This window comes from Streptomyces albofaciens JCM 4342, from assembly GCF_008634025.1.
Lineage (GTDB): Bacteria > Actinomycetota > Actinomycetes > Streptomycetales > Streptomycetaceae > Streptomyces > Streptomyces albofaciens.
On the sequence record NZ_PDCM01000001.1, the window covers coordinates 1,522,853 to 1,535,841 of the forward strand.

Annotated in this window: 13 protein-coding genes and 1 tRNA gene; 4 read left to right on the forward strand and 10 right to left on the reverse strand. The window is 69.7% G+C overall.

Features of this window, described 5'->3' with window-relative positions; translation table 11 throughout:
- Positions 1-130: 130 nt before the first annotated feature.
- The gene (locus CP973_RS07115) at positions 131-391 is read right to left on the reverse strand and encodes a helix-turn-helix domain-containing protein (RefSeq protein ID WP_150238576.1); all 261 of its coding nucleotides are present in this window, start codon (positions 389-391) and stop codon (positions 131-133) included.
- Positions 388-687 carry an XRE family transcriptional regulator gene (locus tag CP973_RS07120; protein ID WP_150238578.1) on the reverse strand — a complete coding sequence of 100 codons (300 nt, stop codon included), beginning with the start codon at positions 685-687 and terminating at the stop codon, positions 388-390. Before CP973_RS07120 ends, CP973_RS07115 begins: the two co-directional genes overlap by 4 nt.
- Positions 688-945: 258 nt before the next feature.
- Here CP973_RS07120 and CP973_RS07125 point away from each other — a divergent pair, with 258 nt between their 5' ends.
- Positions 946-1,365: an XRE family transcriptional regulator gene (locus CP973_RS07125; RefSeq protein WP_150238580.1), complete on the forward strand. Its 420-nt coding sequence runs from the start codon at positions 946-948 to the stop codon at positions 1,363-1,365.
- Between the two features lie 179 nt (positions 1,366-1,544).
- Positions 1,545-1,790 carry a hypothetical protein gene (locus CP973_RS07130; protein ID WP_150238582.1) on the forward strand — a complete coding sequence of 82 codons (246 nt, stop codon included), beginning with the start codon at positions 1,545-1,547 and terminating at the stop codon, positions 1,788-1,790.
- Here the strand turns inward: CP973_RS07130 and CP973_RS07135 are convergent.
- The 5 genes from CP973_RS07135 to CP973_RS07155 form a co-directional block, all read right to left on the reverse strand.
- Entirely contained in the window at positions 1,787-3,058 is a 1,272-nt protein-coding gene (locus CP973_RS07135) for a tyrosine-type recombinase/integrase (protein ID WP_150238584.1), read from the reverse strand. The genes CP973_RS07130 and CP973_RS07135 overlap by 4 nt on opposite strands.
- Positions 3,059-3,164: 106 nt before the next feature.
- Positions 3,165-3,240 (reverse strand) — tRNA-His (locus CP973_RS07140).
- A 107-nt stretch (positions 3,241-3,347) separates the two neighbouring features.
- Positions 3,348-3,956 carry an oligoribonuclease gene (gene orn / locus CP973_RS07145; protein WP_150238586.1) on the reverse strand — a complete coding sequence of 203 codons (609 nt, stop codon included), beginning with the start codon at positions 3,954-3,956 and terminating at the stop codon, positions 3,348-3,350.
- Between the two features lie 5 nt (positions 3,957-3,961).
- Positions 3,962-5,443 carry a GlxA family transcriptional regulator gene (locus CP973_RS07150; protein WP_244409309.1) on the reverse strand — a complete coding sequence of 494 codons (1,482 nt, stop codon included), beginning with the start codon at positions 5,441-5,443 and terminating at the stop codon, positions 3,962-3,964.
- 348 nt (positions 5,444-5,791) lie between these two features.
- Positions 5,792-6,097 carry a hypothetical protein gene (locus tag CP973_RS07155; protein ID WP_150238588.1) on the reverse strand — a complete coding sequence of 102 codons (306 nt, stop codon included), beginning with the start codon at positions 6,095-6,097 and terminating at the stop codon, positions 5,792-5,794.
- 390 nt (positions 6,098-6,487) lie between these two features.
- Between CP973_RS07155 and CP973_RS07160 the strand changes: the two genes are divergently transcribed.
- Entirely contained in the window at positions 6,488-7,009 is a 522-nt protein-coding gene (locus tag CP973_RS07160) for a universal stress protein (protein WP_030676396.1), read from the forward strand.
- 691 nt (positions 7,010-7,700) lie between these two features.
- On the opposite strand, the gene glmS is transcribed toward CP973_RS07160, so the two are convergent.
- Both glmS and CP973_RS07170 read right to left on the reverse strand, forming a co-directional pair.
- Positions 7,701-9,530, reverse strand: a complete 1,830-nt coding sequence (glmS, locus tag CP973_RS07165; protein ID WP_150238590.1) for a glutamine--fructose-6-phosphate transaminase (isomerizing) — start codon at positions 9,528-9,530, stop codon at positions 7,701-7,703.
- A 71-nt stretch (positions 9,531-9,601) separates the two neighbouring features.
- Entirely contained in the window at positions 9,602-9,877 is a 276-nt protein-coding gene (locus tag CP973_RS07170; RefSeq protein ID WP_003983277.1) for a hypothetical protein, read from the reverse strand.
- A gap of 200 nt (positions 9,878-10,077) precedes the next feature.
- On the opposite strand from CP973_RS07170, the gene CP973_RS07175 reads away from it, so the two are divergent.
- Complete coding sequence (locus CP973_RS07175; protein ID WP_167538281.1) at positions 10,078-11,691, forward strand: beta-N-acetylhexosaminidase; 1,614 nt, start codon at positions 10,078-10,080, stop codon at positions 11,689-11,691.
- Positions 11,692-11,834: 143 nt separating this feature from the next.
- Here the strand turns inward: CP973_RS07175 and CP973_RS07180 are convergent, their stop codons facing one another.
- Positions 11,835-12,989 carry an acyl-CoA dehydrogenase family protein gene (locus CP973_RS07180; RefSeq protein ID WP_150238595.1) on the reverse strand — a complete coding sequence of 385 codons (1,155 nt, stop codon included), beginning with the start codon at positions 12,987-12,989 and terminating at the stop codon, positions 11,835-11,837.

Genomic DNA, 12,989 nt, shown 5'->3' on the forward strand with positions numbered 1-12,989 from the left:
CTGGAAATCGGCGGGCGATCAGTAAGGTGTGTGCTCACGGGGAGCCTCATTTCTGTGAGTGGTGAGGTGAGCCGGAGGGGTCGCGCCCGGGGTGCATCCGGAGCGGCCCCGACTCACATCGCGGGAAAGATCAGCGACGAGCCGGAAGCGGCTTCAACGCGGCCAGTGGGTGCGCCGCGGGCGACGACGGAGCCGACGGGACGACCGCGAGGGGGCCGGCCGTGGGCTCGTGGTGGAACATCGCGTCGATGCGGTCGAGGTCGTCGTCCGTGAAGGTCACGGCCCTGCCTTTGCGGCTGTGCGGAAGGTCGTTGATGTTGCGGCGCAGCCAGCGCTCCGAGACGCGGAGCGCTTCCGCAGCCTCGGGGTACGTGTAAAGGCGCCTGCTCATACCGCAGCTCGTACGGCCGATGGCGCGTTCTCGGTAGCCGGTACCGGGACAGACCGCCCGACCGGCGCGAAGAGGACGAGCACGTCCACACCGATCGCGGCGCTCAGCGCGTGAGCCACGGGGCCCGGTACGCACCCCTGGACGCCGCTCAGCAGGTTGCCGACGGTGCCCCTGGCACATCCGCTACGCATAGCCAGCTCACGGACGGTGATGCGCTGCCCGCTACCGGTGCGCTGCATGAGGCGCCGCAGCAGGTCGGAGTCCAGCAGCCGGTACAGGGGGTCACGCGAGGTCATGTCCACCTCCTAGGGCGTGGTGTCCATCTGTTTGGACATGACGAGCATCGCACACCATGGACATCTTGTCCATGCAGATGGACAAGGTGTTTTCTTCAGGTCAATTTCCCGGCGTGCCCTACCATGCGCCGCCCTTCGGCGTGGACACTCTGTCCAGATGGTGAGTCAGCGCTGCGCGGTGACCTGCCAAAATGTCACGGAATCATCAGCGGCAACATGGACACCCCGAGCACACCCGACCCCACACGGAGTGGCAGGATGACCACCATGGTCGAACAGGACGACACCTACACGCGGACGGATCTGTCCGACCTGGTGCGGAACCGCCGTGCCGAACTCCGGATGAGCCTGCGGGCCGTCGAGGAGCACCCCGGCAATGTGGGCCCGGACGGGAAGCCGGTCATCAAGCGCGGCTGGTTGGACAGGCTTGAGAAGCGGAAGCCGGTGATTCCCCCTCAAGTTCCCGAACTGACCGCTCTCTCCGCCGTCCTCGATCTTCCGCTCGGCCGCCTTCAGGATGCGGCCGGCGCGCAGTTCCTCGGGATCACTTCCGTGTGGAGTGAGTCAGGTGAGGCGCGAGCGCTCATCGCGCACGCCGAGCGGTTGACGCCCGAGCAGCGTGATCAACTTGCCCGGCTCCTCGCTGCGTTCGAAAGCGCGCCACGCGGCGAACAGTGATCTTTGGCCACGGCCGCTACTTAGAGTCATGTTCGGGTCTGGGGACTAGTTGAGTCCTGTCCGAAATGGCACCATGATTCTTTCGCCTGGGGGGCGTGATGGTTCGATAGCCTGCACATCCGGCCCGATCGAACTAGTGATCCATTTTGGCCGGTAGTGCCCGCGGCGTAGGGGGTCTTGTGACTGACCGTGTCAGCAGTAATCCGAACGTGCGCGTCGTAATATCGCCCCTCGTGCCCGAGGGGGAGATCGTCTGCCTCTTCGAGCGCGAGGGCGAATTGATCTGGGCTTTCGCGCCCGGGCACATCACCAGTGAAGCCGTCGAGGTGGCCAACCAGCAGCTACGGCACCTCGTCGGACACGGCCTCTGGGGGCAGCGGTGGGGCGGCGACCAACAGGAACCGCCCCACCGGGCCGCTTCCTAAACCGCAGGCACGACCGTGAAAGCCGGTGCGGGCGCCGGCACCGTGAGCGCAGCCTCGACGGCGGCAGTGATCTCGTCGTCCAGTTCGCGCACCAGGTGCCCGTACCGGTCCACGGTCGTACTGATCGACTCATGCCCCAACCGGACCTGGATCGCCGGAAGCGGAATCCGCGCGGCGATCAGCCACGCCACGTGCGTATGCCGGAGGTCGTGCAACCGGGGCCGCCGGGGCAGGCCCTTGGCAACGGCAGCCTTCACCGCCGGCAGCCACTTCCGGTTGTAGAAATTGGCGTGCCGCCACGCGCCGCCCATCGCCGCCCGGAACACGAACCCTTCGGGCGGCTGGCCCGCGGTCAGCCGCCGGGCCGTCTCCGCTTGCGCGGCCGTGAGAGCGATGACTCGGCGGGCCTTCTTGGTCTTGGGCGGGCCGAGGTAGAACGCGTTGCCCCTGCCGCTGCCCTTCTCTGCCTTCTTCCACGCTCGGTGGATCGTGGCTGTGGGCGGGGAGGAGGACAGGTTGAGATCGCGGACCTGTAGCGCGGTCGCCTCACCCCACCGCATCCCCGTGCCGACGAGCCAGTCGGCGAGGTCCCGCGCGTCCGGGTCGGTGATCTCCGCGGCTATGCGCTGGTACTCGTCGCGCTCCAGGAAGCACATCTCCTCGTCGACGTGATCGTCGACCCTGGGGAGGCGGGTGCCCTTGCATGGGTTGTCGGCGCGCAGTGGAGGCTTCGCCCCTACCGCAGCTTGGAACGCGCAGAACATCAGACCGTGTCGATTCCGGACACTCTTCGGGTCGGCCGGCCTCCGCTCCCACTTTGAGAGGTCGGCCGGGTTCGGCGCGCCTTTCTCCTCGGCGCGGACCCAGTCGGCCACGTCGTCCGCCGTCACGTTGCAGACCGTCGCCGGCACCACCTCGCCGGAATGCTGCGTGTGCTGTAGCAGCGACAGGTGGATACGGATCTCGCGGCGGTAGTCGTCCCGGGTTCGATCGTCGATCCCGGTTAGACGGTCGACGTACCGCTCCGCCCATGTGACCCACGGCACGTCATTGGGGTGGGTGTCTGGCTCGACGAATCCCTTGCCGCGGACCCAGCCGGGCGGCCAGTGCTGCCCGTGGGCGTCTACGAGCTTCTTGAAGGTCTTGGCGCTCTCGGGGTCGCTGAACTTCTCCGACTGGCCAGGGGCCCCGCGTGCGCCGCCCTTGCGCCACTTCACCTGGTACGTGATGGTGCCGCCCTTCTTGGGGCGTTCCACGATGCTCGCCATGCGGTGAATGTACGGCTGTTCGGGGCGGTTGTGTTCCCGTGGTGTTCCCGTGAATGCGAGAACGACCAAGGCCCGGCCTACTTTCGCAGGTCGGGCCTTGATCGTTTGGGGTGAGTAACGGGACTTGAACCCGCGACATCCTGGACCACAACCAGGTGCTCTACCAGCTGAGCTATACCCACCATGACCGGTGCTGTGTGGTGTCTTGTTCCCCACCGGCTGAGAAAAAGTGTACAGGGTCTTCAGGGGTGCTCGCTCCCGGCTTCGGCTCAGCCGGGAGCGAGCTGCGTCACTCCTGGTCCGCGGGCAGCACGTGCCGCGCCGCGATCTCCTTCGCGGTCTCCGAGTCCGGGCCGGGCTGCGGCACGAAGACCGCCTCCCGGTAGTAGCGGAGTTCCGCGATGGATTCACGGATGTCCGCCAGCGCCCGGTGGTTCCCGTTCTTCTCCGGACTGTTGAAGTACGCCCTCGGATACCAGCGCCGGGCCAGCTCCTTCACGGACGACACATCCACGATCCGGTAGTGCAGGTGGCTCTCCAGCTTCGGCATGTCGCGGAGCAGGAAGCCCCGGTCGGTGCCGACGGAGTTGCCGCACAGGGGTGCCCGGCCGGGTTCCGGTACGTGCTGCTTGATGTACTGGAGCACCTGTTCCTGTGCGTCCTCCAGGGTGGTGCCGCTGTCCAGCTCGGCCAGCAGCCCGGAGGAGGTGTGCATCTGGCGCACGACCTCGGGCATGGTGGTCAGGGCCTCGGCCGGGGGGCGGATCACGATGTCCACCCCGTCGCCCAGGACATTCAGCTCCGAGTCGGTGACCAGGGCGGCCACCTCGATGAGCGCGTCGTTCGCCAGCGAGAGCCCGGTCATCTCGCAGTCGATCCACACCATGCGATCGTTCATACGTCTCACCCTACGGGGCGCTCCCGCTGGCTGGGCAGCACCGGGCGGCCACCGGGCCGTCCGGCGGGCTGGTCCGGAAGCCGGGGCGAGTAGGCGTCGGATTCCGGTTTGCCCTGCTCCGTCGGCGCGAGCGCGGTGGCCTGGCTGTGCACCGGCTGGGTGTGGCCCGCCGTACTGTGCCCCGGCTGGCCGCCCGACCCGTGCCCGCCCGGACCGCCGAGCCCGCCCGTGTGACCGCCTTGCGGGTGACCGCCCGGACCGTGCCCGCCCTGGGGATGCCCCTGCGTGTGACCGCCGGGACCGAGCCCCCCTTGCGTGTGCGACGCCTGGCTGTGGTGCAGCTGGCCGTGGCCCCCTTGCAGATGGCCCGCCGCGGCGGCGGCGAACCGGTCCGCGCCGGCACCGGGCCGCTCACCGCGCTCCGGCCGGTCCGCCCGGCCGACCTGCTCGGGTACCCCGTTCTGCGGCCGGCGCGCGCGGTAGGCCGCGCGGTAGGCCGCGGGTGAAGCACCCAACTGCCTCCGGAAGTGGCCGCGCAGGGCGACCGGCGACCGGAAGCCGCAGCGTCCGGCGACCTCGTCCACGGAGTAGTCCGAGGTCTCCAGCAGCCGCTGCGCCTGGAGGACGCGCTGGGTGATCAGCCATTGCAGGGGCGCGCTCCCGGTCAGGGACCGGAAGCGGCGGTCGAAGGTACGGCGGCTCATGTACGCGCGGGCCGCCAGCGTCTCCACGTCGAACTGCTCGTGGAGGTGCTCCAGCGCCCAGGCCACGACCTCGGCGAGCGGGTCCGCGCCGATCTCCTCCGGTAATGACCTGTCCAGGTACCTCTGGTGCCCCAGGTCCGACGCGGTGCGCCGGGGCGGGACCACCAGCCGCCGGGCGAGCGCGTTGGCCGCGTCCGCCCCGTGGTCGGTACGGACGATGTGCAGGCACAGGTCGATGCCGGCGGCGGTCCCCGCGCTGGTCAGCACGTCGCCGTCGTCGACGAAGAGCTCGCGGGGATCGACATGGACGGACGGGTAACGCTTGGCGAGCGTCGGCGCGTACATCCAGTGGGTGGTCGCGGGCCGCCCGTCGAGGAGCCCTGCGGCGGCGAGCACGAAGGCCCCCGTGCAGAGTCCGACGATGCGGGCCCCTTCTTCGTGCGCCCGGCGCAGCGCGTCCAGCGCGGCCGGGGGTGGTGCCTGTGTGATGGACCGCCAGGCCGGTACGACGACCGTGCCCGCGCGGGCGATCGCCTCCAGCCCGTAGGGGGCCGACAGTTCGAGCCCCCCGGTGGTGCGCAAAGGCGCGTCTTCGCCCGCGCACACAAGTAGTCGGTACCGCGGAACACCCGCGTCCTGGCGGTCGATGCCGAAGACCGAGAGCGGAATGGAGCTCTCGAAAATCGGGCCGCCACTGAAGAGGAGCACCGCGACTATTTCGCGGCGTCGTCGGGCGGCGAGCTTGCGTGCGGCATCTGGTACGGCAGCGGAGTCCTGGCTCATGGCACTTAAGCCCCCCTCGGTCGTCTCGCCCTCTCGGTCCTGCACTGTTCCCCCGCCGTGATTGCCAAGATCGAATCTACTGCGTCCCGTGAGGATGGAGTGCCAAGTTCACCACCCGCTCGTATGTCGACATGGCAACTTGGCGCGAAGCATTCGATCACGAAGCGTTCCACTCGTCGGGCCTGCTGGGAAGTACGCCTCTCGCCTCTGCCCGTAAGCCGTAGGGCACAACCGTGCCCGGCGGTCCTTTCCTCCCAGCTCAGGCCCAGGTTGCGGGTCGCTTTCGCCAAGGGATGCACTTCAACCCGAAGTTGGCCGAAAACGACCCTGGGCAGGCTTGCGAGCGCGTCATTCCTCCGGCGTACGCCCGTCGGAGCGCCTCCCGCCCCGGTGGGCTCCGGTGCCGGTACGGCTGTGCCGGCCGCGGTGCGGGGCGATCTCGTCCGAGGACGGCCGGGCCGCGGTGCGCTCGGACTGGCGCAGCAGCGCCCGGCACGCGCAGGTCACCGTCCCCAGCCCCACGGCGGCGCCGGCGGCCCCGGCGGCGGACGCGCCGCACAGTACGAGGACGAGCGGTACCAGGGCGCAGCTGAACGCCGCCCAGCGGACGAGATCGCTCACCGGATCGGCTGATGTGTTCGACGGACCGGGCACGGTCTGCTCCCTCCATGCAAGGCAGGTACTACAACGGCTGCGGGGCCCGTGAGTCACCGCGAGGGGTACGTACGGGGGCAGGCCGGGGCATTGCCATCCGGGCCACGCTCCGGCATGCTCCGGGGACACGTTCGAGGGGCACCCCGCCCCGTGTGGCCGCGGGGGCCCACCCCGTCACCGGGGTCCGCCGTCCGCGTCGGGCCCTGTGCAGCGGGGGACTGGCGCCGTACTCTTGGGGAAAGGCATTGGGAAGATGATTCCCGGTCGTGTTGTTCCCCTTTGAACTATGGGGCCGACCTCTCGATCAAGCCAGCTCAGTCAACTGCCGGATCAAGTCAATCGCCGCTCCCCGTCCGCCCCTCCGCAAGGACCTCCTTCGCCGAGACAGCCATGGCCGGTCACGAAATCCCCGAACCCGCGGACCGCAAGCAGGTCGCCGATCCGATGGCGGACCTCCGAGCGGCGGAAGAGACACGTCATTCCTGCGATCCCGCCTTCCGGCACGGTGTCGTGGTCGGCTTCGACGGCTCGATGTCGAGTGAGCGGGCGTTGGCGTATGCAATCGGTATGGCGCGGCGCTCGGCGTCGGGCCTGATCATCGTCCATGTGGCCAACCGGCTGCCCACGACGGTCTGGGCGGGCTGTGAGCCCCCGGTCTTCGTGGACGTGCCGGACCACCGTACAGAAGTGCTGGGCCTGGAGCTGGCCTGTGCCGACCATCTCGCGGAGATCCCCTGGATCCTCGTGGAGCGCGGTGGCGACATCTGCCACGAGCTGGAGGAGGTCGGGCAGGAGTACGAGGCCGACGCGATCGTGGTCGGCTCGACGCACGGCATCGTGGGCCGGATCTTCGGCTCGGTGGCGGGCCGGCTGGCCCGGCGGGCGCAGCGGCCCGTGGTCGTCATTCCCTGACCGGACCCCCTGCCCGGCCCGGCCCCGGACCGGGCGCCCGGCGCGTACCGTCCCCGCACGGCCCGTGTGGCTCGTCCGCGCGCGGCGTGCGCGCCCCCGTACGGCCTGCGGCCCTGCCGCGTCCCGCCCGCCCCGGCCTGTGCGCTCCGTGTTCGTGCGGCGTACGCGCCGCACCCGCCCCCGTGGGCGCGCGACCTCGTGAGACGTGAGGTGAGGGAGCGTCACCAGCCGCGTGTTCCTGGGCAGTCGGCATATCTACTGGCCCGTAGAGGTGGATTGCGGGGTTGTGGAGGGTAGAAATCCGATCAAGTGGGACGCGAACGGAGCGTGAACGGCCGGGCGGTCACCGCGTCACCGACCGCCCGCCGAGACGCCCGTCGAGCACGTGCTGCCGCCCGGGAGGTGACGGTTCCCGGGAAGGCGGCCACCGCCGGCGTAAGGGCGACGCCGGCAACAGGGGAGGCGGGGCCCCGCGCGTATGGTGGCACGCGCGGGGCCCCGCCTCCCGCCCCCTCGAAAGGACGTACCGTCCGTCCGGGCAGCCCCCCGTAGGCCGCCCGTTCCCCCGGACGAACGCCCGTGACCGCGGAGGTGGACAGGACCCCCGCGGTCCGTCGGGCGACTGCTCGCCCGAGCGAGCTCCCGCCCAGGGCGACCACCGCCCATGAGCGATCCGCTCGCCGTCGATCGCCTACTCGACCGTGACCGACTTCGCCAGGTTGCGCGGCTTGTCGATGTCCCGGCCCATGGCCAGGGCCACGTGGTAGGCCAGCAGCTGGAGCGGGATGCCCATCAGGATCGGGTCCAGCTCGTTCTCGTTCTTCGGCACGACGATGGTGTGGTCGGCCTTGTCCTGCTTCTGGTGCGCGACGGCGAGGATGCGGCCGCTGCGGGCCTTGATCTCCTCCATCGCGGCGCGGTTCTTCTCCAGCAGGTCGTCGTCCGGGACGATCGCCACGGTCGGCATGGCCGGCTCGATCAGCGCCAGCGGACCGTGCTTGAGCTCGGACGCCGGGTACGCCTCGGCGTGGATGTAGGAGATCTCCTTGAGCTTGAGGGAGGCCTCGCGGGCCACCGGGTAGCCGCGCACCCGGCCGATGAACATCATCGACCTGGCGTCCGCGTACTCCGCCGCCAGCTGCTTGACCTCGTCCTCCAGCTCCAGGATCTCCTGGATCTGGCCGGGCAGCTTGCGCAGGCCCTCGATGATCCGCTTGCCGTCGGCGACGGACAGGTCGCGGATGCGGCCCAGGTGCAGCGCGAGCAGGCCGAAGGCGACCACGGTGTTGGTGAAGCACTTGGTGGAGACCACGCAGACCTCGGGCCCGGCGTGCACGTACACACCGCCGTGGGTCTCCCGGGCGATCGCCGAGCCGACCACGTTCACCACGCCCAGGACGCGCGCGCCCTTGCGCTTGAGCTCCTGCACGGCCGCCAGCACGTCGTAGGTCTCACCGGACTGGGAGACCGCGATGTAGAGGGTGTCGGGGTCCACGACCGGGTTGCGGTAGCGGAACTCGGAGGCCGGCTCGGCGTCCGAGGGGATACGGGCCAGCTCCTCGATCATCTGCGCGCCGATCTGGCCCGCGTGGTACGAGGTGCCGCAGCCCAGGATCTTCACCCGGCGGATGGCGCGCGCCTCGCGCGGGTCCAGGTTCAGGCCGCCCAGGTGCACGGTGGAGAAGCGGTCGTCGATCCGGCCGCGCAGCACGCGGTCGACGGCGTCGGCCTGCTCGCAGATCTCCTTGTGCATGTACGTGTCGTGGCCGCCCATGTCGTACGACTCGGCCTCCCACTCCACCGTGGTCGGCTGCGCGGAGGTGTGCGAGCCCTCGGTGGTGTAGGTGCGGTAGTCGTCGGCCTTGATGGTGGCCATCTCGCCGTCGTCGAGGGTGACGACCTGGCGGGTGTGCGAGACCAGCGCGGCGACGTCGGAGGAGACGAACATCTCCTTCTCGCCGATGCCGAGGACGACCGGCGAGCCGTTGCGGGCGACGACGATGCGCTCGGGGAAGTCGGCGTGCAGCACGGCGATGCCGTACGTGCCCTCGATGACCCGCAGGGCCTCGCGGACCTGCTCCTCCAGGGTCGGCGCCTGGGAGCGGCCGATCAGGTGGGCCAGCACCTCGGTGTCGGTCTCCGAGGCGAACTCCACGCCGTCCGCGGTGAGCTTGGCGCGCAGCTCGTCGGCGTTGTCGATGATGCCGTTGTGGACGACGGCGACCTTGCCCTCGGTGTCCACGTGCGGGTGCGCGTTCTCGTCGGTCGGCGCGCCGTGGGTGGCCCAGCGGGTGTGGGCGATGCCGGCGGTGCCCGCGAAGCGCTTGGGCAGGCGGGACTCCAGCTCGCGGACGCGGCCCTTGGCCTTGGCGGTCTTCAGGCCGCCGGCGGCCTTGCCGGTGCCCTTGGCGTGGATGGCGATACCGGCGGAGTCGTACCCGCGGTACTCCAGGCGCTGCAGTCCTTCCAGGAGCAGCGGAGCCACGTCCCGCTTACCGATGTAGCCGACGATCCCGCACATGAAGTGACCCCTTCGGTCAGGCAGTTGGACAGGTGGCACGCGATGCGGCACGTGCCGGGTGCTCGGCCGGGTCAGCCGTAGACGAGGCGGCGCAGCTGGCGCGCCGAGAGGGTGGGCGGGCACACCGCGCGGTGCGGCAGCTCCTGCCCGATCCGTTCGAAGATCGCGTCGTTGCGCAGCCCCTGCGACTGCAGCTCCCGATGGCGTCTGCGGACGTAGTCCTCGGTCGTCTCGTCGAAGTACGCGAGGACGTCGAGCACCACCCGGGCGGCCTCGCCGCGCTGTAGCGGCGTGCTGCGCACCAGGTGGTCGATGAGGTCCTCATGAGGCGAACGGCGATCGAGCACCCGATGAATACTGATGGGTCGCTCCGATGAAAGCAAGAAATCTGCCCGATATCGGGCAAGCGACACGCCGGATGACGCCAGACGTGGTCCGCACCTTGACCACCACGGGGGTCAGCGGTACTCAATGTTGACGTTCGGTTGCTCCATGCCACGCACGACCACGCACGGCCCTGCACGACGAGCCCACCGAAGGGAACCTCGTGAGACGACGCAGACTGTTCTGCTCGCTGCTGCTGGTCGCGGCGGCCGGCCTGTCCACGGCCGGAGCGCGGCCCGCGGGCGGCCCCGACGGCCAGGCCGCCCGCCATGCCAAGCCCATAGCCCTCGACCAGGTCATCCCGGCGCCCGCCTCGGTCAAACCGGGTAAGGAGCCCTACACCCTCGGTGACCGGACGCGGATCCGGGTGCCCGGCGCCTCGGGTGAGGTCCGGCGGGTGGCCGGCTACCTGGCGGACGTGCTGCGGCCGTCCACCGGCTACCCCCTGCCCGTCACGGGCAAGGACGGCCGGGACGGCATCGTGCTGCGGCTCGGCGGCAAGGACACCGCGAAGCTGGGCGCCGAGGGCTACCGCCTCACCTCGGACCGGCACGCCGTGACGATCACCGCGGCCCGGCCCGCCGGGCTCTTCCACGGCGTACAGACGCTGCGCCAGCTGCTGCCGCCGTCCGTCGAGAAGCGCAGCACACAGCACAGCCCCTGGAAGGTCGCCGGCGGCACCATCACCGACACCCCGCGCTACGGCTACCGCGGCGGAATGATCGATGTCGGACGGCACTTCTTCACGGTCGAACAGCTGAAGCGTTACATCGATCAGCTGGCGCTGTACAAGTACAACAAGCTGCATCTGCACCTCACCGACGACCAGGGCTGGCGGCTCCAGATCAACTCCTGGCCGCGGCTCGCCACCTACGGCGGCAGCACGCAGGTCGGCGGCGGCCCCGGCGGCTACTACACGAAGGCCCAGTACCGCGAGATCCTGCGGTACGCCGCCAGCCGCTACATGGAGGTCATCCCCGAGATCGACACCCCGGGGCACACCCAGGCCGCGCTCGCCTCGTACGCACAGCTGAACTGCAACAACATCGCGCCTCCGATCTACACCGGCATCGAGGTCGGCTTCAGCTCGCTGTGCGTGCCCAAGAAGATCACGTACGAGTTCCTGGACGACGTCTTCCGCGAGACCGCGGCGCTGACCCCGGGCCGGTACCTGCACATCGGCGGTGACGAGGCCTACTCCACCAGCCACGCCGACTACGTGACCTTCATGAACAAGGTCCAGCCGCTGGTGACCAAGTACAAGAAGAAGGTCATAGGGTGGCACCAGATGACCGCCGTGACCCCGGCCAAGGGCGCCGCGGTGCAGTACTGGGGCTACGACAAGACCCCCGCCAAGGAGCGGGAGCAGGTCGTGGCGGCGGCCCGGAAGGGCACCGGTCTGATCCTGTCGCCGGCCGACCGCTCGTACCTCGACATGAAGTACACCAAGGACACCAAGCTGGGTAAGGCGTGGGCCGGGTACGTCGAGGTCCAGCGGTCCTACGACTGGGACCCCGGGACGTACCTCAAGGGCGCGCCGCAGAAGTCGATCATGGGTGTGGAGGCGCCCATCTGGACGGAGACCCTGTCCACCAACCAGCACCTGGACTACATGACCTTCCCGCGGATGCCCGGCATCGCCGAGCTGGGCTGGTCACCGCGGTCCACCCACGACTGGGACACCTACAAGTACCGGCTGGCCGCCCAGGCGCCCCGCTGGGAGGCCATGGGCTTCGACTACTACAGGTCCCCGCAGGTGCCGTGGGGAAAGAAGTGAGCTGACGGCGCCACGACAGAAGGGCGGGCCCGGATCCCCGGGCCCGCCCCGTGCCGTACGGGAAGGCCGTGCGTGTACGGGAACGCCGTACGAGAGGGCCGCGCGCATACGGGAACGCCGTACGCGACGGCCGGCGCGGACGCCTACACCCCCAGCTCCCGCGCGATCAGCAGCCGCTGCACCTCGCTCGTCCCCTCGCCGATCTCCAGGATCTTGGAGTCGCGCCACATACGGGCGACCGGGTACTCGTTCATGAAGCCGTAGCCGCCGTGGATCTGGGTGGCCTCGCGGGCGTTGTCCACCGCGATCTCGGAGGAGTACAGCTTGGCGAGCGCCGCCACCTTCTTGAACGGCTCGCCGTGCACCAGCCGGGACGCGGCGTCGCGCCAGGCCAGCCGGGAGGTGTGCGCCCGCATCTCCATGTCGGCCAGCTTGAACTGGATGGCCTGGTTGTGGCCGATCGGCCGCCCGAAGGCGTGCCGCTCCTTGGCGTACCGGACGGACTCGTCCACACAGCCCTGCGCGAGGCCGGTGGCCAGCGCCGCGATGGCGATCCGGCCCTCGTCCAGGATGCGCAGGAACTGGGCGTAGCCGCGGCCCTCCGTGCCGACCAGGTTGCCCACCGGGACCCGTACGTCGGAGAAGGACAGCTCCCGGGTGTCCGAGGCGTTCCAGCCGACCTTCGAGTACGGGGCGGCGACGGTGAAGCCCGGGGTGCCGGACGGCACGATGATCGAGGAGATCAGCGGGCTGCCGTCGTCCTTGCGGCCGGTGACGGCGGTGACCGTGACCAGGCCGGTGATGTCGGTGCCGGAGTTCGTGATGAAGCACTTGGTGCCGTTGATCACCCACTCGTCACCGTCCCGTACGGCGGTGGTGCGGGTGGCGCCCGCGTCCGAGCCGCCGTCCGGCTCGGTCAGGCCGAAAGCGCCCAGCACCTCACCGGTACACATCCGGGGCAGCCACTCGCGCTTCTGCTCCTCGGTGCCGAAGTGGTAGATCGGCATGGCGCCGAGCGAGACGGCCGCCTCCAGGGTGATCGCCACGGACGAGTCGACCCGGGCCAGCTCCTCCAGGGCGATGCCGAGGGCGAGGTAGTCGCCGCCCATGCCGCCGTACTCCTCGGGGAACGGCAGGCCGAACAGGCCCATGCGGCCCATCTCCCGCACGATCTCGTACGGGAACTCGTGGTGCTCGTAGAACTCGCCGATCTTGGGGGCGACGACGTCATGGGCGAACGCCTCCACCGTGCGCCGCAGCTCTTCCAGTTCGGGGGACAGGCGGTGATCCAGGGACAT

Bases quoted from the DNA above. Each gene is read 5' to 3' on its own strand.
- CP973_RS07180 (WP_150238595.1), bottom strand. From the start codon at position 12,989: ATGTCCCTGGATCACCGCCTGTCCCCCGAACTGGAAGAGCTGCGGCGC.
- CP973_RS07160 (WP_030676396.1), top strand. From the start codon at position 6,488: ATGGCCGGTCACGAAATCCCCGAACCCGCGGACCGCAAGCAGGTCGCC.
- CP973_RS07120 (WP_150238578.1), bottom strand. From the start codon at position 687: ATGACCTCGCGTGACCCCCTGTACCGGCTGCTGGACTCCGACCTGCTG.
- orn (WP_150238586.1), bottom strand. From the start codon at position 3,956: ATGAACGATCGCATGGTGTGGATCGACTGCGAGATGACCGGGCTCTCG.
- CP973_RS07125 (WP_150238580.1), top strand. From the start codon at position 946: ATGACCACCATGGTCGAACAGGACGACACCTACACGCGGACGGATCTG.
- glmS (WP_150238590.1), bottom strand. From the start codon at position 9,530: ATGTGCGGGATCGTCGGCTACATCGGTAAGCGGGACGTGGCTCCGCTG.
- CP973_RS07115 (WP_150238576.1), bottom strand. From the start codon at position 391: ATGAGCAGGCGCCTTTACACGTACCCCGAGGCTGCGGAAGCGCTCCGC.
- CP973_RS07150 (WP_244409309.1), bottom strand. From the start codon at position 5,443: ATGAGCCAGGACTCCGCTGCCGTACCAGATGCCGCACGCAAGCTCGCC.
- CP973_RS07135 (WP_150238584.1), bottom strand. From the start codon at position 3,058: ATGGCGAGCATCGTGGAACGCCCCAAGAAGGGCGGCACCATCACGTAC.